The sequence below is a fragment of the Lentilactobacillus hilgardii genome, assembly GCF_009832765.1.
Classification (GTDB): Bacteria; Bacillota; Bacilli; order Lactobacillales; family Lactobacillaceae; genus Lentilactobacillus; species Lentilactobacillus hilgardii.
Map to the genome: position 1 here is coordinate 167,854 of NZ_CP047121.1, position 23,733 is coordinate 191,586.

Sequence of the window (23,733 nt, forward strand, 5' to 3'; positions counted from 1 at the left end):
ATCAGAACTCATTTGATGCTGTCTCTTTTTCTATCAATTATTGAAAAGCTATTTTTCGGCACATAAGGCCAACATTTGAAGAACACTACCCTGATAGCCGGCACCAAATTGTGATAAATGAAACATTAAATAATAGAGTTGATAGAAAGGAATACGGTTATCTGATCCCTTCTCTAACGGATATTCATCATTATATCCTTTATAAAAATCGGCATTGAAGCCGCCAAAAACATGGGTGATACCCAGATCAAATTCTCGATCACCATAGAATACAGCCGGATCAATAAAAACGGGATGACCATCCGGATTGAACATAAAGTTTCCCGACCAAAGATCACCGTGAAGTAATGACGGTATTGGATGATAGGCATTCATAAGTCTTTTAAAGACTTTGATTGCCCGTGCATATAATACTTCCATTTCAGGTGTCCACAAACCACGATCTCGAATTAACCGTTTCAAATCTTCCAATCGTTGATCAACAAAAAAAGATTCCCAATCAGGTCGCCACGAATTATTCGCCGTGTACGTCCCCATTGTAAAGTCCTCATTAAAACCATATTGTTTATTCGGACTTCTACGTTTGTGAAGTGTTGCAAGTTGCTTTCCCATTTCGTATTGGTCGCCGGCTGGCTGGTGGTTGATGTAACTTAGTAGAAGATAAGCATCGGATCCAAAGGTACCCCAGTCGAGAACTTTTGGAGTTAAAACGGTTTGCGATATCAACTGCAAACCGGTAACCTCATGCTGAAAGAAATCTTTAGAATGGTTTGGCTGAATAAGCAGGAAGTAACGGGCACCATCTTGATCATCCAGCTCATAAGCTTCGTTGATATCGCCACCGCCTACCGCTCGATAATTGGAAACATGATTGATCGGTAATTTTTTAAATAGTTCAGGATTCAACTTAATCCCTCCTTGTCTAGCTATCATGACTTTATGTTACCACGGACCAAAGTCTCATGCTGAGTTAACCATATTAAAGTTTTCTTTGAATTGTTGGATGAAGTGCGTTAGAGTATTTGTAACAATTAAATGGTGTGAAGGGGGATGCATCAATATGTTTGATGAAATTGGGCAGATTATATTTAACAATGAAATAGTTGCAAAGGCCAGCGATTTCAATATGGGGATTGAAGTTGAGACTATTCGGATTGATTCATCCGGTAGACTAACTAAGGAAGAGTACCCAAAAGCGTTGGGAAATCAACGCAAGAATCATTTTATTAAGACAGATGTTTATCAGATTCAAAGTGAAGTGATTACACCGGCCGCAAGAAAGTCTTTGGATGCGATGCATTATTTAATGGCACTTAATGATACGCTGCGTAATGCGTTGGAGCCTAATGAGTTATTGTGGCCGCTAAGCATGCCGCCGATTCTTCCTCGGGATAAAAAAACAATTCCGATTGCGAACGTTGATCCTGATCAACGGGCATATTATGAACGTTGGATTAATACTCGAAGCGATACACAAGGCATCCCAGTTGGTGTTCATTTAAATGTTAGTGTCAATGAGACAGTTTTAAAAACAGTTTGGGAAGCCGAAAAAGATAAGTTTGATTCCTATCCAGAATTTGTTAACTATATGTATATTAAAATTGCACAGGGGTTCGTTTACTACCGTTGGTTGATTACATATTTGTTTGGGAATAGTCCGATTGCGGAAAAGAACTTCTTTAAAGCTGAAGATGATCAACCAGCACATGCTGTTCGAAGCATTCGTTCTTCAAATTATGGTTTAACTTCTGATATTAAAAAAGATTATAGATCTGTGGCAGATTATGTGCATAATATCGAGTCTCACATTGAAGATGGGACTTTGTTTAGCGAAGCCGAATATCATGCAAGTGTGAGGTTGAAAACGGTTCATGGAGATTTGACGAAGATGGTTAAGAACGGTGTTGATTACATCGAGTTGAGAATGCTGGATCTGGATCCGACAACTGCACTAAGCATCCGAACAACAACTATCAGGTTCTTTCGAATTATGCTGAGCTATTTCATGATGACACCGCCAATGGAGGAATCGGATAAGGTTAATTTGAAGCTTGCCCAGGGAATCTCAATGAACGAGGTAGTGGCACTTGAGAGCCCGTACCAGCAAACGATTTATCATCATGAAGCACAGAACTTTTTGGACAAGCTGCAAATGTTTGGCGCTACAATCCAATGGGGACCTGAGTATCAGGAGGTGCTTGACACCATGCAGGATCGGCTGGATAATCCTAATTTAACGCCAGCCGCAACGCTTTGCGATCATGAAGTTGATGGATCATTAATGTCATATGGGTTGGCAATGGCAAACCGGTATCAAAATCGGGCACATGAAAACCCGCACCCATTTACCGGTTTTGAGGAGCAGCCTGATATGACTGCCAATGAATTAAGGCAACGTTTATTTGGTGTTATGGGTAAACCGGAAAATTTGTAAAACTAAATGATTGACAAGCATATTTATTCTGACTAAACTTTTTGATAATTATAAGTAATAAATACAGTGGTGTGATGCTTATCTGACGACTGACTATAAAGCGATTTCCAATAGGTGAGAGTGGAAAAAGTCGAGTCAGAAAGGTAAGTGGTTAACAATTGATGGTTAGCGCCCATTATCGTGTATCGTGCAATTAAGCACGTATTGAGGCAGATTGAGTGATTAATCTGTGAACCCGGGTGGTAACACGTGGAAACGTCCCGCAAAGTAATTTCTTGCGGGATTTTTTGGCTCTTTGTCAACTGAGGTTGATATCAGCTTATATAGCAAATCCGAAAGGATTTGCTTTTTCTTTTGCATTAATTGAATTAAGCAAATAATTCCATTTGAATCCTAGTTCGATAATGGTCAAAATTCCGATAACCGTAAGCAGTTCTACCAATAGCTTTAATTTTGCGGTTAACTCCCTCAAGAGGTCCATTGGAGTAAGCATATTTCAAGGAATTGGTAACTGCTTTTAAGTTTTGTTTTAGGCTACGAATAGTGGTATCCATTGAACAATTGAGTTTTCGATAGTCACAGATCGTCTTGGCAAGTAAATCCTGGTCATGTCTTTGAACAGCCGTTAAAATATCCTGATAAACCAAGTAAACACTGGTAAATTTAGGGCTAAGGGCAACGGCATCTGTCACAATTCGTTGACTAGTCATCTCTCGTTTTAACGGTGTCCGATAATAGAGTCGTTTAGCTTCCAGCTTATCAAAGGGCTTGTCGAATAAACGCCAATATTTCTTAATCATCCGATATTCACGCGAGGAATGAGGTTGCTTTTTCGCGACTGACAAACGTACCTCATTTAGGGACCTTTGAGTCATTTGAATGATGTGGAAGCGGTCAATTATAATTTTGGCTTTAGGGAAAAGCTCTGGGATTAGGTGAACGTAGCCAGCGTTTAGATCGACAGAAATGGTTTTAACGCGAGCTCGTTCTTTGTGTGAGTACTGCATGAAGTAGCTCCTGAGGAACGCCTTACGGCGGCCATACAGAATAACGACTCGATTATGATGATCGGCATCTTGAAAGATAAACCGCATGCGCCGATTTTGGTGCGAAGAGGTAAACTCATCAAAACTGAGATGTTTCGGTAAGCGAACAAACCGATTACTGATCATTTGCGCTGCTTGCGGATATGCTCGATTGACGGTACTGGCAGAAACCCCGTTTTGTTTAGCAATCAGTGTCGCTGCCATATTATCATGAAAGTCCATCACCACTGATTGCCAAACGTTCTTGGAAATTTGGCAGTTAGGCTTAACAGCATCCGTTTGCGAAGTAATGATTGAACCACAGTGTTTACAAAGAAACCGTTGCTTAGCTAACCGGAGAATTAATAAGTGGAATCTCTGTGGGGATAATTTTAAATTAACGGTCTTATGACCGTCTTTTACAAGGCAATCAGCAAACCCGCAATTTGGACACTGTGAAATCTTTTTAAGCAATTTAGCATTGATAAATAATGCCGGATGACCGTGATATAGCCCGGTTTGGGTTTTAGCATCAGCCTCGAAGTGAATGTGGGGGTCTTTTAAACCAACTAAATTTAAGATAAGCTTGTCTTGGGACATCGTTTTTACTTCTTTCTATCTGAATTATTGGCTAATTCAATAGTAGGGCGATGCCCTATTTATATGCAAAAAAAGATTGATACCTTACGGTATCAACCCCAAAAATTTTAGACCCGATTTTTTGTAGCAAAGGGGTGGTCGTATGATCAGGATTAAAAACGCAACCTATATTGCCAGCTTAATTAATTCATTTGTTGGATTGGAAGTGGAAACACATCGAATAAATACAGACGGTGGGTTAAGTACCCACCCATATCCAAGCGGATTGTTAGACGAAAAGAAGCATCATTTTATAAAAAATGATTTTTTGGAAACGCAATCTGAGCTCATTACACCACCGGAAGAAAATACGCATCGTGGATTGACATATCTGGGAGCTTATCATCAAGCACTAAGAAGCGAGTTAGCAAGTAGTGAATATTTGTGGCCATATAGTATGCCTCCTAAGCTGCGATCGGATCATGCCGATATTGAAATTGCCCAAACCGATCATGATAATTACGTCTATCGACAAAAGGTTGCCCAAATCAGAAAGATTGAACGGACAGCTGAAACCGGTGTTCATGTAAACATTGGATTAACACCAGCAGCGATTCATCAGGTAGGAATTCCCCCCACCCAAGACGAGATAGACAACCTGTATTTACAAGCAGCCATCGGGTTTATGAACTATCGTTGGCTTTTAACCTACTTGTTTGGTGCGACGCCGTTTGCGTTTGATAACTATTTTTCAAAAACCGCTAATATGCCTGCACAAGCTGTTCGTTCTTTGCGAAATTCTCACTTCGGGTTTGGGAATGGGTTTCTAGCAAGTTACCGAAGTGTTTCTGAATATGTAACCGATATTGAAGACGCGGTTCGTGACCACGAAATTATAGCTGAAAGAGAATATTATGGGACGGTGCGGCTAAAGAGAACGCCTCACTTAAAGGACTTACTGGCAGACGGGATTCTTTACACTGAATTACGAATTTATGATTTGGATCCCTTTGAACCAATGGGGATTTCTGAAGATGCAGTTAATATTATTCGACTAATGTTTGCGTACTTTGCCGGTAATCAGCCGTTTAATCTGGATGAATCTGATCATGAAATTAGCGCAGCTGTTAAGAAAAACGATACGGTTGCCTTGGAGAATCCGTTGACGGTTACTCAATTCCATGATCAAGCGGTTTCTTTCATTGAAAAGCTGAGCGCGTTTAGCCAAATGATTAGCTTACCATTTAATGCTGAGGAGTTATGTTTAAGAATGCTTGAAAGAATTGATAATCCTTTGTTAACACCGAGTGCAAGGTTAGTAACTTGGTCAAATAACGATGCCCAGCAATTATTTGACAAATTACTGTTAATGGCTAAGGGTTATCAGAATGATTTCTTGGATCACCCACTCTATGGGTATGAGGATCGATCACTTAAAGAACAAAAACGAAAGATTCAGCAATTGAAAATGGGTAAACAATTAGTGTTAAAAAATAACTAAAAACGTGAACTTCTATCAATGGTCAAAAAACGGTATGATAGAGGCTCACGTTTTTAGTTATCACTAAGTGAAAATCATTTTAAAAGTTGTTCAGAGCGTGCAGCCTCACGTACGACTCTTCTCAGCAACCTTTTTACTTCGTTCAACAAAATCTTTAAACAATTTTTTTGAATCTTCATAGTGTTTGAAGATATTTTCCGGATGCCATTGCACGGCAAGAATTTGATCACTCTTAATTGATTCGACACTTTCAATGACTTGGTCGTCGGCACGTGCCGTCACCTTTAGATAAGGTGCGACATCTTTGATTGCCTGGTGATGACGAGAGTTAACATATGGCCGGGCACCAATCAACTTATAAAGCTTGCTGGTAGGATCAACGGTAATATGGTGTGAAGGCATGTTACCGGGTGCTTCTTGAGAATGCTTTAAAGTTGCATGAAGGTCTTGGGAAAGGTCTTGATAGAGTGTGCCACCCAAACCAACGTTGATCAGCTGCAAGCCACGACAGATACCCATAATGGCTTTGCCAGCGGTAACAGATTGTTTTAACAACTCAATTTCAAAAAGATCTCGTTTTAAATAGGTTGCTCCCAACTTTTGAAAAGGTTCTTCACCATAGAAAGTTGGGTCAACGTCCGCGCCCCCTAGGAAACAGACACCATCAAACAGCGTCATGTAGTCGCGAACATCTTCTGGATTCACACTAGGGAAAATGACAGGCACACCACCTGATTTAACAATGGCTTCAATCGCTGGCCTTGGTGCGAAAGCCGCGTTTCGTTCGTTAATAATATTGGTTGCTTCAGCGAGTGTATCAGCTGGTAATGCGATTCTTGGGCGCAAAATAATCCCTCCTTGGGTTGTGATAATAGTTGTTTTAATATAGTAGTTTTGCATTTTTATAGACGACCATTATTGTACTTTAAAAAGAAAAGATTTAGTTATAATTTGACTTTATAGGAACTTTTTGGTAGTTACCGTTGACCCTTATCTTTATCCGGTTCCCAGCTACCTTGAAAAAGTTCATGCTTCAAATCATTCGCTGAAATTTTTCTATTGGTTTCAAATCCCTTGAATGGTCTAATTGATTGTAAAGCCGATGCCTGATAATGTTTTGCACGGCGCAACGCGTAGTCGGTCAGGGAATTATTTTTGATATGTGTAATCATCTTTGCACTAGGCGTTGATAATGGATTTTCCACCCGATCCTGTAAATCTTCAATTTCTTCCTGATACTCAGGGCCAAGTTGAATTTTATCGGCATACATCTCCAAGCGTTGTAAAAAGGCCCTTGCACTTGCCTGATACTTGGAAATATCGTTTGGATGTTCTTCGGAAACTTCCTCGTTCATTTTATCAGCTCGTTCAACAACTGCATTGACCTGATCCGGTTTGAGAGCGGGTGACATAATGAAGTAACTGGCCATTAAACGAAAGAACCGTAATGTGTTCGTACGAATGCCAACAGAACTGCTTGGATCCAGATCAAGCATGCGTAATTCCAAATATTGAACACCGGTTTTCGGTAATTCTTTGAGGTTTGTATTTCCCTTAAACCGGACAGCCCCGTGAAACTCATAATCAGAAATTAGTTTCCCATCAGAGACGCCTTGTTCGATTCTATTAACATATTGCTGGAAATTTGTGTAATCACCCGTAAATTTGTTGCCAAATCCATGAGAACTTTGGCGGATACTTCTGATAGGTGCTTTTGGACCCTGTCCTTTATCAAAGTAATTGGCTTCAGCAATTGGACTGGCACCAAATAAGTATGTGATCACCCAGCGATATCTAAGAAATCCTTGCGCAATTTTTGCGTATAAGTAATTTTGTAGGTCCAATTCGGAATCAAATTGGTCGTGCATTCGATCGTAAACGAGATTAAAGACGTGGGGATCGATACTAAGGTTAATGTGTGCGCCACAAGGGGTTCCTTCAGAGAAGCCGTGGCGTTTCAACCATTCCTTAAGGTAGGCTTCTTTTTTTGGCCCCATCTTGGCTAGTGGAATCCGGCTCTTGTCTTTTGGTAACCGTGGTGGCATAGATAGTGGCCATAATAATTCACCTGGAGAAAGGGCTGTTCGTAAGGCATTGTTGATGCCGTATAAATAATGCATTGCATCAAGCGCGTGAGCGGCAGGTGGTGTGACAACCTCGGACATTGTTTCCAAGAAATCATTTGTAATCCATGGGTTGATTTTTTCATCTCCCGCTCCGGCAGGATAGGGTTCTTGGCTAAGTTCTCCTGTTTCATCCACTCGTTGCATTTCGATTTCCAAACCCATTGTAAAGTCGGAGGTTTTTGCGACGGCTTCATTATCGAAAATAAATTGTCCAATTTCACTGAACATAATTGCCACCTCCAAAAAAATTCTAATAATTAGAAAATAATGATAATTGATGACAAAATACTAACACTATCATAATGAAACTTCAACGGTAGTGCCTTGTCATTGAGATTGTCGTCGGGCTAATTCAATAAAGAAATACCTGTCACCTGATTTTGGAATTAACAATTAAGTTAAAAAAGAAGGCATGAAGCCGGGGCTCAAATTATTTTGTCCCGCTTTCGTGTCCTTCTGAAAAGTAGATATGTGTCGTAAAATTGGTATCATCTTATAGCATTGGCTTTTGCCAAAAGTGTTTAAAGAAGTTGCCGTCCTCTTTTTCAGGTTTTTGAATAATCTTTACCTTGGATGACTGACCCTGATTGTCTACTTGTTGTTTTTCTGCCTGATCCTTGTCGAAATAGTCAGGATCTAATTGGCCGCGTTCATTACTTTGAGGTGCCCTTGTAAGTGTTGCGACAGCGGATGGTGTGCTGATCTGCTGCTGCAATTCGGTTACTTGTCTTTCAACCTTTTGAGTCCGCTGTTCGGCAACTAATTGCAAACGCTGAGATTGATCAAGGAGACGTGTTAACGTTTCGATTTGCGTTTGTTGGGCCTTTACCCGATCATTCAATGATTCGAGTAAGTCGTTTTCTGTAGCACTGCGATTAGTCTGTCTCGGTTGCGATGCTGTTTGGGCATTTGCCGGTTCGGTTTGTCGAATCGCGCTTTCAACGGCATTTTTCGCTTCTTGATCGAAGTAAAGCGTTTGGCCCTTTTTAAACGCCTCTGTTAAGCCAAGCCTTGAAATCGTTCGGTAGACCCGCATTTTATTCACGCTGAGTTCATCAGCGATCTGTTTCATTGTCCAACCCTGTTTTTCCTGTTCACTCAATTGAATCACCACCGTTATGTTATGTATCGTTACGTTATTGCTTTCAACCCCTTATTATACATTAAAATCAAAGTAAACAACAATTAATTATAACAGGACGGTTACGGTCTCGTGAGCAACATCAGTAAGTGGAAATATTGTTGTTAACTGTTGTGAAAGATCGGCCATAAGTATTAGTCATCGTTGTTGCGGGAGATGGCCTTTTGCCCAACAATATCAGGGATTTGTGCTATCATTGTTTCTGTCTAATTAATTTCTAATGTAAGAGGTGAATCCGATGAGCATCTTTGTTAAATTGAGTTGGTATTTTAAGCAGGAATGGAAAACCTATATGGTTGGGGTGTGCGGTTTGATATTGACTGCGTTATTAGCAATTATTCCACCAAGAATTATTGGTGTTTTAGTAGATGCTATTCACAGCGGCAAACTCGCCGCCAACAATCTGATGATTTTGTTAATTGTACTGGCCGTTGTGGCAATTGCACAATATGGAAGTCGCTATATGTGGCGGACGGCTATTTGGGGTGAAGCTGCCAAACTTGAGAAAGTTCTCAGAAATCGTTTGTTTTGGCATTATACTCAAATGGATCAGGCCTTTTTTCAAAAATATCGAACTGGGGATTTAATGGCTCATGCAACCAATGATTTATCAGCGATTCAACGAGTTGCCGGCGGTGGCATTCTTCAATTTGCTGATTCTATGATTACTGGTGGAACAACGTTGATCGCCATGGTTAGTTTGATTGATTGGCGACTCACAATTATTGCGATTGTGCCATTTCCGTTGTTGGCTGTTATGGCGCGATATATGGGATCAAAAATTCATATAGCTTTTCGTGATTCGCAAGCAGCATTTTCACGGTTGAATAACAAGGCAGAAGAAAGTATTACAGGAATCAAAGTGATCAAAGGGCTGGGTCAGCAGAAAGAAGATATGGCGGATTTTGATAACCAAGTTGCCCAAACAATCAATATTAATCGGCGGGTTAACCGACTTGATTCATTGTTTGATCCGATGACAACAATGATCATTTCTTTATCATATGTCATTACGATTGTGTACGGCGGCTATTTGGTGACAACCGGTCAGATCACGATTGGATCATTAGTGTCGTTTGTTTCTTATTTAGCCATGATGATCTGGCCGATGTTTGCCGTTGGTATGCTATTTAACACACTTGAACGTGGGAATGCCAGTTATGATCGGGTCATGGATTTATTGAAGCAACAAAGTAAGGTTATTGATGACCCTGATGGCGCAAATCAGTCTCCGAAAGGTGAAATTAAGTATGATGTGCAACAGTTTGCTTATCCAGGAGATGATCGACTTGCCTTACAACAGATTAATTTTGAAGTGCCGGCTGGAAAAACAGTTGGGTTGGTAGGGAAAGTCGGTTCCGGAAAGAGTACGATTCTTCGTTTGATTTTGCGGCAGTTCGATAATTATAAAGGATCAATTAAATTTGGCGGCATTGATATCCGACACTACAAAATGGACGCGTTAATTCCGGCAATCGGGTATGTACCGCAGGATACATTTTTATTTTCAGATTCAATTCGCGAAAATATCCGCTTTGCAAGGCCTCAAGCCAGTCAAAAACAAGTCGAGTTGGCAGCCCAAAAGAGCGATTTATTTGATCAAATTAAAGGAATGCCGGATGGCTACGATACAGCGGTCGGCGAAGAGGGCATTTCTCTTTCCGGTGGTCAGAGACAGCGACTTGCAATTGCCAGGGCCTTACTAATTAACCCTGAACTTTTGATTTTGGATGACGCATTGTCAGCTGTTGATGCCGAAACGGAAACCCAAATTCTTGATAATTTACGTTCTGAAAGAAAAGAAAAGACGACCATTATTTCTGCTCATAGACTGAGTTCTGTTATGAATGCTGATGAGATCCTGGTTATTAATGATGGCCGAATTGCGGAGCGGGGAACTCACGATGAACTAATGACGCTCGGGGGTTGGTATCATGATATGTTTGAACGTCAAGAATTGGAAACCAAGGTGAAAGGAGGGCAAAATAATGGCTAGTTCGAAGCGTCAGTCAGCATGGTCGGAAAGCATCCCTGTTAAAGAACAGATTCATATTATTGGTCGTTTGTTTCACTATGCTGCACCATATAAATGGTACTTTTATTTTTCCGTTTTCTTTGCGATTGCGGTTTCTGTTGTTAATATTTTGTTGCCGAGGATCATTCAGACTTTTATGGATTCACATTTAGTGGTTGGTCATCCGGATTTTAAAGTCATGTGGTTTTTTGCCGGCCTTTACTTCTTTGGGATGATCATGAAAGCAATCATGCAGTTTGCACAAACCTATCTGTACGAAATGGGTGCCGAATATATGCTTGAAAATACTAGGCGACAGTTGTTTTCAAAGCTGCATCGATTAGGAATGCGCTATTTTGACCAAACCCCAAGCGGCTCGATTCTTTCACGATTAACAAATGATACAATGGCCTTTTCAAACTTCTGGGCATTGTTCAGTAGTTTGGTGGTCACAATTTCAGCGATGATTTCTTCGTTCATTGCAATGCTGCTTGCTGACACGACGATTGCACTTTGGCTGCTTATATTTATGCCGTTTTTAGCAGTTACCGTTTGGTACTATCAGCGGTATAGCACACGTGTATACCGACGAATGCGCGAGCGGCTTAGTCTGTTAAATGCTAAATTAGCTGAAGGTATTACCGGGATCAGTGTGATTCAGCAGTTTCGACAGGAAAAACGGGTGAACCATGAATTTAACGATACAAATGATCAGTATTTTAATACGCGACGTGCAATGATTCGAATTAACTCGTTATTGTTAAACCCGATTATTAATTTATTTTATGCTTTGGGAAGTGTTCTGGTCTTAGGTATGTTTGGTGTTCGCGGTTTACATGGTTATGTGGCCGCCGGTGTCATTTATGCATTTGTCACTTATCTTGATAATTTTTATAACCCGATGTCTAATATGATGGATCGTTTGTCAGACTTTCAGGATGGTGTAGTTGCCGGTTCGCGAGTGCTTCGAATTATGGACGATCAAACGATGGAGCCTCAACAGCATTCGGTTGAAGGGGCAACGATCGCTCAGGGGAAGATTGAATTTCGTCATGTGACGTTTGCCTACGATGGTCAAAACCCGGTACTCCATGATATCTCTTTTGTTGCCGAACCGGGGCAAACCATAGCGCTGGTTGGTGAAACCGGAAGTGGGAAAACTTCTATTATTAACATTTTGATGCGGTTTTACGAGTTTGGCAGTGGTGAAATCTTGATTGATGATCGTGATATTCGGGATTATACGATTAAAGAACTGCGAGAGAAAATGGGGTTAGTCCTCCAAGAGCCCTTTATGTTTTACGGGACGGTTTCGTCCAATATTCGAATGTTTAATGAGCATATTACGGATGAAGAAGTTCGCAAAGCCGCTCACTTTGTTCAAGCAGATCAGTTTATTGAAGCACTTCCCGATCAGTATGAGGCGCGAGTGATTGAACGTGGGGCCAGTTATTCAAGTGGTCAGCGACAGTTGATTTCTTTTGCGAGAACGCTGGTAACGGATCCTAAAATTTTAATCCTGGATGAGGCAACTGCCAATATCGACACTGAAACTGAGCAGGTTATTCAAAAGGGACTGGCAAAACTTCAGGAAGGCCGAACAACGATCGCAATTGCCCATCGGCTATCAACTATTCAGAACGCAGATCTCATACTGGTTCTGGAAAAGGGTCGAATTGTAGAACGAGGAACAAATGATGAGTTGCTGAAAAAACGTGGGTATTACTATGATATGATCAAACTGCAAAATTCAGCGCATCTGGATTAAGAAAAGATCAGTAAATAAAAAAAGCGGAAACCACCAAATGTGGTTTCCGCTTTTTGTGATGATAAACAATCATTGGATTTCAATTTGACTGTTCTTGTCGTTACTTTTAGCAGCTTTTGGCAAAACAATGTTTAAAACGCCATTTTCAACCTGAGCTGAAATATGATCACGATCGACACTAGGAAGTTCGTAAGTCCTGGACATAACACCGTGACTACGTTCACTGGCAATAACCCGACCTTGTTCGTCCTTCTTTTCGGAAGCATGAGTTTGGTCAATATTTAATGCTAAATCGCCATCATTGTAAGCCAAGTGAATGTTCTTCTTATCAATTCCAGGAACGTCAACCTTAACCATATAATCCTGATCAGTTTCTTTAATATCAGTCTTAAGGGCACCCATATTTACTGAGTCGTTTTCCCATTCAGTTGGACTGAAGAAGCGACGTGCTAAACGATCAAAGAATGGATCCACTGCAAAACGATTCATCATTTCATTTGCCATAATACCAATCTCCCTTTTAAAAGTTATTGGATTATGAAGCGTTTCAATCGGTGAAATGAAACTTCTCTCATTCCCCCAATTAATGTTAATTGAGTTAGCGTTTTTATTTTTTAAATAGAATTAGTTGATTTCGATATGACCATCCTGATCATGACTTTCAGTAACTTTTGGCAATGTCACATTTAAAACACCATCGTCTACCGATGCAGCAATGTGGTCGCGGTCAACACCGGGCAATGTGTAGCTGCGTGACATGACACCATGACTACGTTCACTGGCAATAACTCGACCGTTCTCATCTTTTTGTTCAGATGAATGATCTTGGTTAATGTTTAGTGACAATGTATCGTTTTGATAGGCCAGATGGATATCTTGCTTATCAACGCCTGGTACATCGATCTTTAAAGTATAATCCTTATCGGTTTCTTTAATGTCAGTCTTTAAATTGCCAAAGTTTGCATAATCATTATCATAATTACTTGGGCTAAAGAAGTGACGTGCCATACGATCAAAGAATGGGTCAACATCGAAACGATTCATTAAGTCATTTGCCATAACTACCAATCTCCTTATATACAAAATTTTATGATCGGTAAAAGTTGACGGAACACTATTTTTTTCTTTTTTGGTTCCCCTTTACCTTTCATCTTCTATAATAATCAGTTTGAACAAGAATGCTAGTAATTAGCACTCTCGTGTTTAGAGTGCTAATTATCATAAAATCTTTCATCTTATTTGTAAGACAATAGCGAACCGTTGCTGGAACGGTATACTATAAATGAAGACTTTTTAAGATCACTATTTGAATTGCAATTTGAGGTGTTGTCTACGTGAAAAGATCAGATACTAAAATTAAGCTCGGCGGAACACTTAAGTCACTTATGATGACGACGCCGGTTGATAAAATAACGATAGATATGCTGACACAGAAAGCAGATTTAACCCGCAATACTTTTTACTACCACTTTGAAGATATTTATTCGCTTTTGGAATGGGTCTATAAACAAGATTTGCTATCAAATATTAATGCCTATACTAAGATTGAAGATTGGAAGGTGGCTTATCGGTTGATTCTCAATTATATTGAAGATAATAAAACGTTTTGTATGAATACGTTTCATTCTGTTGCGCGTGATTTGTTGGAAAATTTTCTTTATTCGGTTGCAAGTGATTTGGTTGGTAAGGTTATTATTCATTCGGATCGAAATGTTTCTAAAAAATTAACCGAGTCAATCCAGGACTTCTATGGATGGGCATTGGTGATGCAAGTTGTTCAATGGCTTTCCAATGATTTGAAAGAATCAAAAGCAGATGTGATTCAACGAGCATCAATTATGCTAACTGGGGGTATCGATAATGCAATTCGAAACGGTCAGCGAGTGAAAGGATTTGGGCAAATGAGTTGAATTGACCATTTTAATTTTAGAGAAACAACTTTAGAATGAGAGTATAACGTAACAGCTTACAAGGTTACCAGATAATCTATAAACTATTGATTGGAAGTGTCACAATGAAACATAAAGAATTATTGATTTTTGGGCTTGGACTAACCGTGGCCAGTTTATATTTTTTGAAATCAATTGGTTGGTTTGAGGATGATTCCCACTTATATGATGAGTATGAAGCCAAATAGTATATGTATAAAATGAGTTGAAATTGATCGGATTTATCAGGGAGGTTTTATGATGACAAAGAATAAAGCGATTATGATTGGTGCCGGTCTTGCAAATATGGCTGCAGCAGTGTACTTGATCCAAGAAGGTCATTGGAATGGTAATCAAATTACCTTCTATTCGTTAGATGATCACGGATCAAATGATGGTTCTGCTGCTAATGATGCTGCTGATGAATATTGGAATAAAAATCATCCGTTGGAAAACACCAAGGGGTTTGTCGCTCGAGGCGGACGGATGCTTAATTATCGAACATATGTTGATTTAATGGACTTGTTAAGCAGAGTCCCGTCAGCTACTGAGCCCGGGATGACTGCAGCTGAAGATACCAGAGATTTTGATGCTCATCATCGGACCTTTGACAAGGCCCGTTTGATGGAGGGTGGTAAAGGTATTCTAAATGCTGGAAAACTTGGATTAAATAACAAAGACCGTCTTAAACTGACAGAATTAATCTTGATGCCGGATTCTAAAGAGGAAAAACTCGACAATGTAACCATTGCCGACTATTTTCAAGATGATCCGCATATGTTTGAAACACATTTTTGGTATATGTGGGAAACAACGTTTGCTTTTCGAACTCAAAGTTCGGCTCAAGAGTTGCGCCGTTATATGCACATGATGATTTATGAGTTCACACAGATTGAACATTTAGTAGGTGTTAATCGGACGCGTTATAATCAATTTGAAAGTATGATGCTGCCCTTAATCAATTATTTGAAAGATCAGAGCGTCAATATAATTTTAAATCGACGAGTGACGGATTTTGATTTTAAGGATACACCGATGCAGGATGAAATTACGGTCACGGGGTTAACCATGACCAATACTGAAACCAACGAAGAGGAACATGTTGACGTTGATGACGATACAGCCGTTATCTTTACAAATGGCTCAATCACTGACTCTGCGACTCTTGGAGATTACAATACACCAGCTGCGGAGAATATGGATTACGGGGCTGCAGCGAGTCTTTGGAAAAAGGCAACTGCCCGTTTCTATAATTTGGGAAATCCAGACAAGTTCTTTAACGATCGAAATGCCAGTGAATGGTCCAGTTTTACTTTAACGACAAGTAATCATGTTTTGTTAAATGAAATCACCCGAATCACTACTCAAGTACCAGGTAATGCACTTAATTCGTTCTTATCTACTTCGCCGATTACGTCACTGGGGCATAAGGACGTTAATATGTCGATTGTTGTCCATCACCAACCGCATTTTACAACGCAAAAACCAAATGAGTCCGTTATTTGGGGATATTTCCTTTATCCTCGGCGCCGCGGTGAATTTGTCCAAAAAGAATATATTAAAATGACGGGTAAAGAAATGGCTGAGGAATTGATTGGTCAATTATCAAAAGTTGATCCCGGCCCCGGTAATATTATGGATAAGAAACAGGAGATTCTTGACAGTATTATCAATTGCATTCCGGTTTATATGCCCTATGCATCTGCGTTGTTTAATAATCGGGCCAAGTCGGATCGACCAAAAGTGATTCCACAGCATTCAACTAATTTAGCGTTTACCGGTGAGTTTGTTGAACAGCCATATCAAATGGTTTTCACGGAACAAAGTGCGGTTCGTTCCGGTGAAATTGCTGCCTATCACTTTGCCGGTGTTCCAATGGCAAAATTAGTTAAAAACAAGCGTTATGATCGAGATCCAAAGACGTTGGCAAAAGCAACAAAGAAAATGTTTGAATAATGTTTGAGGAGCACAATAAGCAATAACAGTTGGAGAAAGCATTCAAATTCAGTGAATAAATTTGAATGCTTTTTGTATTAATAAAAATTAACAGAGGGGATGACAATGTGACAACTAACGGATTGTGATGAAATCATCTCTAGGCATAGAAAAATAAATCCAAAAATGGTATTCTATAAATTAGTTATAGTTTGCGTTACACTTAAAACACACTTTATGTCTCCATATTAAAGAAGGGAATTCTTATGACGCATTTTGACAAACAATTCAAACGACTTTTTTTGGCAATAGCCGCTTTAATCTTATTCATACCACTATTTGGCAGTTCGGTTGCAAATAGTCTCTTTAGTGATGGTCAGGGAATGGCTAGTGCTGCGAAGAAATCGGATAAATTTGATGTAAACAAGGTTGTTAAGGCGACGGTTGTTTATTCCAAGCATGTACCAATTTTAAAGGTAACCGTTAAGCCGACTATTACAAATGCGTTTGCAAAAAAAGATCAATTGAAGTTTGAATTTGACAAGAAAAATGTTGATTTGAAGAATATGCAGGCAAGTGTTGAAAAAAACCTGCCTTTTAAACATACAACCAAAAAAGATACTGCCCTTCTATTAACGTTTGAAAAGGATGTTAAGTCTGGTACATATAAGCAAGCGTATGCTATTCCAACCAAGAAGCTTTCTAAAATCACTAAGATTAAAGCCACTTATAATGGACAAAAGATTAAAATAACCAATAATAAGATCAAGTCTGGTAAATATGCTCAAAAACAAGCTGATACGGCGTCCAAGAAAGATCAAAGCGATTTTAAAAATAAATCAACAAGTACGACCAATAAGTCCAGAGATAGTCAGTCAGCAGATAACAATTCCAGTAATCACACAACAGGTGCTCGGGAAAATAGTTATCCAGTTAAAGCTGGCGCTGTAAGTGATACTCAAAGTACCGTTGCTCCACAGGCAAGTGGACAGTACAGTAACGATCGGTCGGCAACTTCGACGTCTCAAGAAGCGTATGGTCATACCACAACGATTAGTCATTATGGGGATGCAACTGCCAATACAAGTAATAATTACGCCTCAAATGGTTCTCAAAAGACAAATTGGACCGCTACAACTTCTCAAACCAATAATAAAGACTATGGTCGGGGAACAGGATCATCTTCTGCTAACGTTACCTATCGTCCGGTTTCATATAATAGTGGCGTAAATAGGTCAGGTAACGGTGTATCGAACAAAAATACAAGCCGCCATAACGATAAAAAAGCAGCAAGATCTAATAGTCAAAAGTCCTCGAAGTCAACTGTGAAGACAAAGAAAACTGAAACCGGTAAAAAGACGACGAGTGACAAAACTAAGGCTTCTGACAGTAAGAAAACAACTAATAAAGATAGTAATGATAATCAGAAAACCTCAAACAAAAACAACAAGAGCGATTCAACTGTAAATAAAGCAGGTGATTCTTCCCAAAAGAATGATGATGGCGCATCAAATAATAATGCTTCCCAATCATCTAATACTAACTCAAATGCAGACAGTAACGATCAAACAACGCCAACCTCGCCAACAACTGATAATAACCAAACGCCTGCTGTAGGTGAGGACAATACGAATTCTCAGGAATCTTCAACGGTAGATAGCAGTGGAAATACTGATAATACTCAAAATGGATCTCAGACAACAAGCGATAGTCATTCGGCAACGACGACTAATACTAATGCAACTTCAACAAGTTCTGATGATGGTAGTAGTAACCAAACACAAGCATCATCGACAACCAATGATCAGCAGAGTACACAGGATCAAAGCGCAACTCAAACAATGACAGCTTCAACAACAGGAACGGCGACTGCAGGTAGTAATAGTGTTAGTACAGCTGTGGCAGCATAAACATAAATTAATATAAAATTTTTGAGCCATAAGGATCCCTTTCTATCAAGCAGATAGAACTAGGGGGTACTGTGACACAGTAAGCTAAATTGCATTGAAATGACAAGACAAGCACTAGTATTCAGGTTTATTAAAGTCATCAAAAAATTGACGCATTAAAATTCTGCCAAAACAGCAGGCTTATTAAATTTACCTTTTTTGCTTTATTATGGATTGATATGATAGTTATCCATAGCCATAGTAGTTTTGATAACGGTTCTATTTAAAGGATGGTTTACGACTTTGCGCTCATAGTTGATCATAAGCGTATTAATTAATTGTTAATATGGGATGGGGCTTAAAAATCGCAATTTTAATGATGCGTAAGTAAGCTTAAAGTTCATCATTATTTAGAACAAAGCTATAAAATAATTGAGGCGGTTTTTAAACAGCTTGACTTTTAATATGAACATGAACAGATTACAACAGTACGAGTTCCTTTTTGCATAGAGAGGTCATTAAAAAGGAAGGCATTGTGTGGCCTTCAAAGTGTGGACTAAGATAGATTTAAAACTAAAATAGGGATGTGTTGGGGAAAGCTTAAAGTTGCCGCCGGCTTGTTCACTATATTAAACGCAAGACTGTGGGAAGCACTCTCAATAATTTTTAAATCGGAAACCTATCACGAACTGGTTCGCGAACTTGTGGGATTAAAATGAAAATAATTTTCATACAGTTTCTTGAGTATAGTGCACTCAAGAAATGAGTGTAAAAAAAGAATCCACAATTTTTTGTGAACTCTTAGGGATTACCCGATAATGTTTAAGTTGAGGATTTAACGGTATGTTTTTTCAGGAATGTTTTTAACTAACTTATTGAATATCAATAAATCAGCAGCATCAGTTATCGTTTTCTGAACGGGTCGCTGCTTCCAACCTAATAATTTTTGCGCGGACTGGGTTGTATGGCTATACTTTCGTTTTAGCATCGGCACCAGCGGACGTAATGAAGGTGAAAACTTTGAAGCAAGGACAGTAACCCAATTTGGCAGATAGGTGAATTTAAGTTGTAGCCTTGGATACTGTTTTTGATAGATTTGCGCGATTTCTGCCATCGTTAGTTTTTGGTCAGCTGCCAGAAATCGATGGCCGATTGCGACATCTTTTTCTAATGCAAGACGGTGTAAGGTTGCCAAATCGCGAACATCGCTGATTTCCATCGGCACTTTTGGAATCATTCGTTCACCGTTTAGCAATTTTAATAAGATCTCATCAGAACTTAAGCGATCTGGTGAAAGAATGGGGCCAAAAACTGCACCGGGTAAAATTGTTGTTAATTGTAGTTGATTGTCCTTTGCATATTGCCAAGCAGCTCTTTCGGCCTCAATTTTGGAGATTCTATACGCATCCAATTCTGGATTTTTAATGTCTGACCAAAAGTTTTCGTCAATTGTCTTTTCACCAACGCTTATAGATGGTGTTGAGGCGGCCTCTGAACTTGTCATGATAATTCGTTTGATATGATTATCTTTTGCGGCTTTTAAAACGGTAAGCGTACCGCCCTTTGCTACCTTGACCATCTCTTCCACTGATTCAGTACCGTGACCAAGAGGTGAAGCAACGTGAATCACGCCATCTGCCCCTTTCATTCCCTCATCCCAACCATTATCATTTGTCAGATCAGCTTTAAAGAAAGATAAATTCTTTGAAAGTGCTGTTGGTTGAAGTAGCATGATTCCCTGACCAATTTCTTCTGCCCTAGAAGTGTCTCGTAATGATGCACGAACTTTATAATCATGAGTGAGTAGTTCTCTGATGATCCAGCCAGCAACAAAGCCGGAACCACCGGTAACAACGATTGTCTTCATCTTCAGATTCCCCTTTAGTCCTGATATTAGACAAAATATACTTCTTTTTGTATAATTTGTCAATAAAGATGGTAGATGAGAGGAATTGAAAAATGGTGGATAGGAAAATAGAGCTTGTCGACAAATTAAACCACATTATGACAGCAAATGGATTTAATACTTTGTCAATGAATGAATTGGCAAAGCGTGCAAATGTTAGCCGTGCAAAGCTATATATCTATTTTAAAAATAAACAGGAAATTGTCACTGCTGTTGTTGATCGCCATTTAAAATTTATTAATCAGCAACTTCACGAAGATTTTAAATCGACAGTTACTGATTATGTGCGGATTAAACTGAATCAATTATTACTTATTGGTGCGCAGTCACCGATTTTTAGAACTGAACTAAAACAATATTTTCCTGAGCTATCTATTAAGCTGGAACAGGCATATCATACCTTTAAATCATCTTTTTTATCAGTTATGGTTAAGCTTCAAAATGAAAATATTATCATCCAGCAAATCGATTTTGAAAACTTGTTTATTCAGGATGAGTTGATGATTCACGCTGCGTTAAGCCACGCCATAGACAATAAATTTAATTTAGAAAAAGCTCAAAAACTACTTGGGAATTATTTAGAAATTGAAATCCGGGGCACGGTTAACGATCAATCATTGGTCGCAAATGCCTTTTTAAGCAATCAAGAACTTTTGAAAATAATTTGGCAGGAATTAAACGATACTTATTTTAGCGTAATTTCCTATTAAAAAAGTCAATCGCTAAAGTTTAACGATTGACGAAAGGGTAACAATTATAATTAATTAACTAGGCTTGTAACAACATTCCCAAGGAATAGTGAATAATCATGGTAATAATACCAACAAGCACATTTCGAATCATAGCGGTTTTTACAAGACCGTTTCCCAAACGAGCGCTCATAAACCCAGTTAATGCAACTGAAAAACAAACGGCAAGGATGGTGGCCTGCCACTGATAGGCAACGGGTGTGACCGTCATTGCTACTAATGGAAAGATGCCTCCTGCAGCTGCAGAGAATAAGGAAGAAAATGCTGCGTCCCATGGATTCATATAATGGCCTAGTTGAAGATCATACTTAATATTAACGATAGTTTCCAAGGGTTTCTTCTTCATAAGATCATCTGCAATCTTGTCAGCCGTTTGTTTTGTGACGCCTTGATCGACGTAATAATCGGAAACAGTTTGCAGTTGTTGCTTATAGTTGGTTTTTAAAAGTTCTTTCTCTTTTCTGACAACGGATTGTTCGGTATCTTTTTGGGTACTTACAGAGGCATATTCACCGGAAGCCATTGAAAACGCACAGGCTAGAAGATCGGAAAGTCCTGCAATGAAAATAGTGAATTGATTTGTAGTAGCAACAGCAACACTAAACAGGACGCCGACAACCGTCAGGATACCATCATTGGATCCTAAGACACCGGCTCTTAAGGAGTTTAGTTTTTCATCCATCGTTTGAGATGGCTTTTCTTTCTTTTTTGAACGAATACTCATCATTTTTCTCTTCCCCCGATAAAATGGTATCAAGATTACGAACCGATTAAGGTTCCGATAATATAAGTGACTGTCATAGTCAAAATCCCCGAAACAACGTTTCTAAACATACCTCGATTGGTGTTAGAGTTTCCAAGCTTTGCAGCGGTAAACCCTGTGATTGCTAAGGCAATGATAACCGCAATGGCAGTTGCAATAATTCTGATTGACTTAGGAAACATTGTGATTGCCACAAGTGGTAAAATAGATCCTGTCGGAAAGGAAATCATTGAGGCAATTGCAGCTGAGAGTGGGTTCGTAAACTCACCAACGTTAAAGCCGTATTTTTGTCGAACCGATGTTTTTAATGGATCGCGTGTCATCATTTCTTTAGTTGCTTGTTCTGCAAGATCGGTAGAAATACCGTCTGACACGAGCTTCTGACGGACAGCGCCATATTCATGATCATATGATTTTGCGAGTGCATTTTTTTGCTGATTAATGGCATTTCTTTGTGAATCCTTCTGGGTGTTTACAGAAACAAATTCCCCCATAGCCATTGAAACGGTTCCGGCTAACATTCCAGAAATTCCGGAAATAAAAATTGCAAAGTTATTTGACGTAGCACCTGCAACACCGATAACAATTCCGGCAACTGACACGATGCCATCATTGGCTCCCATTACAGCGGCTCGCATGACGTTTATTTTCTGTGCTAAAGTTTTTTTCTTGGCGTTTTGTGCCATGGTTACACCGGCTTTCTAATTTATAATGATTATTATCTGATATCGATTATTATTGTATCTCAATTCATTACAAATGTAAATTAAATTACCGGATTAATATAGATAAAATTATTTCGGCACACCTTAATTTTAACTTAGATTTCCATAAATACATAGTCTATCTATAAAAACTTTACCAAATTAGTTATTTTTGAGTTTCAAACGGTATCTATATTTAAGGAGGCAACGTCTATGTCATCAGCAACCAACCCAATAATTGAGCAATTGTTAGCTCACCGAAGTATCCGACAATTTAAGGATAAAACCTTAACAAATCACCAGATTCATGAGCTGATTGAGGCTGCCCAGCATGCTTCTACGAGCACTTTTTCTCAACAGTATTCGATTATCAGCGTAACGGATCAGCGGATACTGAGTGAATTTGCAGAGATCACCGGGCATCCATGGTTACTTAAAAGCAGTCATTATTTTGTGATGATTGCAGACCAATATCGTAATCTCCAAATTGCCAGGAAAGCAAATGCTGATCCGTTTGTTCTGCACACAACTGATAAATTTTTAGCGGCAGTTTTTGATGCATCCATTGCAACCGAAAATGTGATGGTTGCAGCAGAAAGTATGGGGCTTGGTGCGACCATTATGGGTAGTATTTTAAATGATTCAAAAAGAGTAATTGACCTTTTAGGGCTTCCGGAATTAACGTTTCCATTATTGGGAATTGCGATTGGATACCCTGCAGATCAGCCGGAATTAAAGCCCAGATTGCCTCAAGAAGAAGTTCATTTTGTTAATCAATATCAGTTACGAAGTGATAAAACACAGTTAAAGCAATACGATCAATTACTTTCGGATTATTATCGAAGTAGAGGTTCTAACAACAGGGTGGAAACTTTCAGCCATCATATTGTTTCCGAATTGGGAATCGGGCATCACGTTAGAGCTGATTTATTGAGTAATATTAAGTCTCAAGGCTTTTTGATTAGCCAAGCGGAAGATTAAAATCTGCGCAGAAGCTATATGATAAAATAATGAGAATAACAGTTGACTTTTTTTGCAATTAACTTTACATTTATTAGTAATTGGTTGACAGTTTTTTACTTCAACATTGACGAGAAGAGTAAATCGAAAACCTGATATAAAGCGACCATTAATAGTGAAAGAATGGGTTAGGTTGATTGAAAGTGCACTCTGAGTTGGAGATAGGGATTAACCCTAAAATTTTATAAATTCTAATGAAGGTGTGTGGGGACGATACAGTCCTTAAACACAAAGTAGGGTGGAACCACGTT

20 protein-coding genes are annotated in these 23,733 nt (G+C 39.2%); 10 read left to right on the forward strand and 10 right to left on the reverse strand.

Going from position 1 to position 23,733, the window contains the following annotated elements; genetic code table 11:
• Positions 1-48: 48 nt before the first annotated feature.
• Positions 49-906, reverse strand: coding sequence for a fructosamine kinase family protein (locus GQR93_RS00785; protein WP_225430366.1), 858 nt, complete (start codon positions 904-906; stop codon positions 49-51).
• Between the two features lie 154 nt (positions 907-1,060).
• On the opposite strand from GQR93_RS00785, the gene GQR93_RS00790 reads away from it, so the two are divergent.
• Entirely contained in the window at positions 1,061-2,434 is a 1,374-nt protein-coding gene (locus GQR93_RS00790; RefSeq protein ID WP_035444211.1) for a glutamate--cysteine ligase, read from the forward strand.
• A 368-nt stretch (positions 2,435-2,802) separates the two neighbouring features.
• Here the strand turns inward: GQR93_RS00790 and GQR93_RS00795 are convergent, their stop codons facing one another.
• On the reverse strand, positions 2,803-4,059 hold the full coding sequence (locus GQR93_RS00795; protein WP_003555416.1) for an ISL3 family transposase: 1,257 nt from the start codon (positions 4,057-4,059) through the stop codon (positions 2,803-2,805).
• A gap of 142 nt (positions 4,060-4,201) precedes the next feature.
• Between GQR93_RS00795 and GQR93_RS00800 the strand changes: the two genes are divergently transcribed.
• On the forward strand, positions 4,202-5,539 hold the full coding sequence (locus tag GQR93_RS00800) for a glutamate--cysteine ligase (RefSeq protein WP_003551322.1): 1,338 nt from the start codon (positions 4,202-4,204) through the stop codon (positions 5,537-5,539).
• Between the two features lie 105 nt (positions 5,540-5,644).
• Here GQR93_RS00800 and GQR93_RS00805 read toward each other — a convergent pair whose 3' ends face one another.
• The 3 genes from GQR93_RS00805 to GQR93_RS00815 all read right to left on the reverse strand — a co-directional run bounded on the left by GQR93_RS00805 (position 5,645) and on the right by GQR93_RS00815 (position 8,776).
• Positions 5,645-6,385 carry a gamma-glutamyl-gamma-aminobutyrate hydrolase family protein gene (locus GQR93_RS00805; RefSeq protein WP_003556915.1) on the reverse strand — a complete coding sequence of 247 codons (741 nt, stop codon included), beginning with the start codon at positions 6,383-6,385 and terminating at the stop codon, positions 5,645-5,647.
• Between the two features lie 131 nt (positions 6,386-6,516).
• Positions 6,517-7,893, reverse strand: coding sequence for a glutamate--cysteine ligase (locus GQR93_RS00810; protein ID WP_159298617.1), 1,377 nt, complete (start codon positions 7,891-7,893; stop codon positions 6,517-6,519).
• Positions 7,894-8,158: 265 nt separating this feature from the next.
• On the reverse strand, positions 8,159-8,776 hold the full coding sequence (locus GQR93_RS00815; RefSeq protein ID WP_225430411.1) for a DUF4349 domain-containing protein: 618 nt from the start codon (positions 8,774-8,776) through the stop codon (positions 8,159-8,161).
• Positions 8,777-9,044: 268 nt separating this feature from the next.
• On the opposite strand from GQR93_RS00815, the gene GQR93_RS00820 reads away from it, so the two are divergent.
• Positions 9,045-10,802, forward strand: a complete 1,758-nt coding sequence (locus GQR93_RS00820; RefSeq protein ID WP_003551330.1) for an ABC transporter ATP-binding protein — start codon at positions 9,045-9,047, stop codon at positions 10,800-10,802.
• The gene (locus GQR93_RS00825; RefSeq protein ID WP_003551334.1) at positions 10,795-12,588 is read left to right on the forward strand and encodes an ABC transporter ATP-binding protein; all 1,794 of its coding nucleotides are present in this window, start codon (positions 10,795-10,797) and stop codon (positions 12,586-12,588) included. The genes GQR93_RS00820 and GQR93_RS00825 overlap by 8 nt, the downstream gene beginning before the upstream one ends.
• A 69-nt stretch (positions 12,589-12,657) precedes the next feature.
• On the opposite strand, the gene GQR93_RS00830 is transcribed toward GQR93_RS00825, so the two are convergent.
• The gene (locus GQR93_RS00830) at positions 12,658-13,092 is read right to left on the reverse strand and encodes an Hsp20/alpha crystallin family protein (protein WP_003551336.1); all 435 of its coding nucleotides are present in this window, start codon (positions 13,090-13,092) and stop codon (positions 12,658-12,660) included.
• Between the two features lie 120 nt (positions 13,093-13,212).
• On the reverse strand, positions 13,213-13,647 hold the full coding sequence (locus GQR93_RS00835; RefSeq protein ID WP_003551338.1) for an Hsp20/alpha crystallin family protein: 435 nt from the start codon (positions 13,645-13,647) through the stop codon (positions 13,213-13,215).
• 275 nt (positions 13,648-13,922) lie between these two features.
• Between GQR93_RS00835 and GQR93_RS00840 the strand changes: the two genes are divergently transcribed.
• The 4 genes from GQR93_RS00840 (at position 13,923) to GQR93_RS00850 (ending at position 18,361) form a co-directional block, all read left to right on the forward strand.
• Complete coding sequence (locus tag GQR93_RS00840) at positions 13,923-14,498, forward strand: TetR/AcrR family transcriptional regulator (RefSeq protein WP_003551339.1); 576 nt, start codon at positions 13,923-13,925, stop codon at positions 14,496-14,498.
• Positions 14,499-14,602: 104 nt separating this feature from the next.
• Positions 14,603-14,725 (forward strand): hypothetical protein, encoded by a 123-nt coding sequence (locus GQR93_RS15535; RefSeq protein ID WP_003551341.1) that lies wholly within the window; start codon positions 14,603-14,605, stop codon positions 14,723-14,725.
• 52 nt (positions 14,726-14,777) lie between these two features.
• Positions 14,778-16,472: an oleate hydratase gene (locus GQR93_RS00845; protein WP_035444215.1), complete on the forward strand. Its 1,695-nt coding sequence runs from the start codon at positions 14,778-14,780 to the stop codon at positions 16,470-16,472.
• 245 nt (positions 16,473-16,717) lie between these two features.
• Entirely contained in the window at positions 16,718-18,361 is a 1,644-nt protein-coding gene (locus GQR93_RS00850) for a hypothetical protein (protein ID WP_003551344.1), read from the forward strand.
• Between the two features lie 814 nt (positions 18,362-19,175).
• Here GQR93_RS00850 and GQR93_RS00855 read toward each other — a convergent pair.
• Entirely contained in the window at positions 19,176-20,207 is a 1,032-nt protein-coding gene (locus GQR93_RS00855) for an NAD-dependent epimerase/dehydratase family protein (protein ID WP_003551346.1), read from the reverse strand.
• Between the two features lie 92 nt (positions 20,208-20,299).
• Between GQR93_RS00855 and GQR93_RS00860 the strand changes: the two genes are divergently transcribed.
• Positions 20,300-20,956, forward strand: a complete 657-nt coding sequence (locus GQR93_RS00860; protein ID WP_003551347.1) for a TetR/AcrR family transcriptional regulator — start codon at positions 20,300-20,302, stop codon at positions 20,954-20,956.
• Positions 20,957-21,014: 58 nt separating this feature from the next.
• Here GQR93_RS00860 and GQR93_RS00865 read toward each other — a convergent pair whose 3' ends face one another.
• Positions 21,015-21,722: a VIT1/CCC1 transporter family protein gene (locus tag GQR93_RS00865; RefSeq protein WP_003551349.1), complete on the reverse strand. Its 708-nt coding sequence runs from the start codon at positions 21,720-21,722 to the stop codon at positions 21,015-21,017.
• A 32-nt stretch (positions 21,723-21,754) separates the two neighbouring features.
• Complete coding sequence (locus GQR93_RS00870) at positions 21,755-22,444, reverse strand: VIT1/CCC1 transporter family protein (protein ID WP_003551350.1); 690 nt, start codon at positions 22,442-22,444, stop codon at positions 21,755-21,757.
• Positions 22,445-22,675: 231 nt separating this feature from the next.
• Between GQR93_RS00870 and GQR93_RS00875 the strand changes: the two genes are divergently transcribed.
• Entirely contained in the window at positions 22,676-23,443 is a 768-nt protein-coding gene (locus tag GQR93_RS00875) for an NADPH-dependent oxidoreductase (protein WP_003551352.1), read from the forward strand.
• The last annotated feature ends 290 nt before the right edge of the window (positions 23,444-23,733 follow it).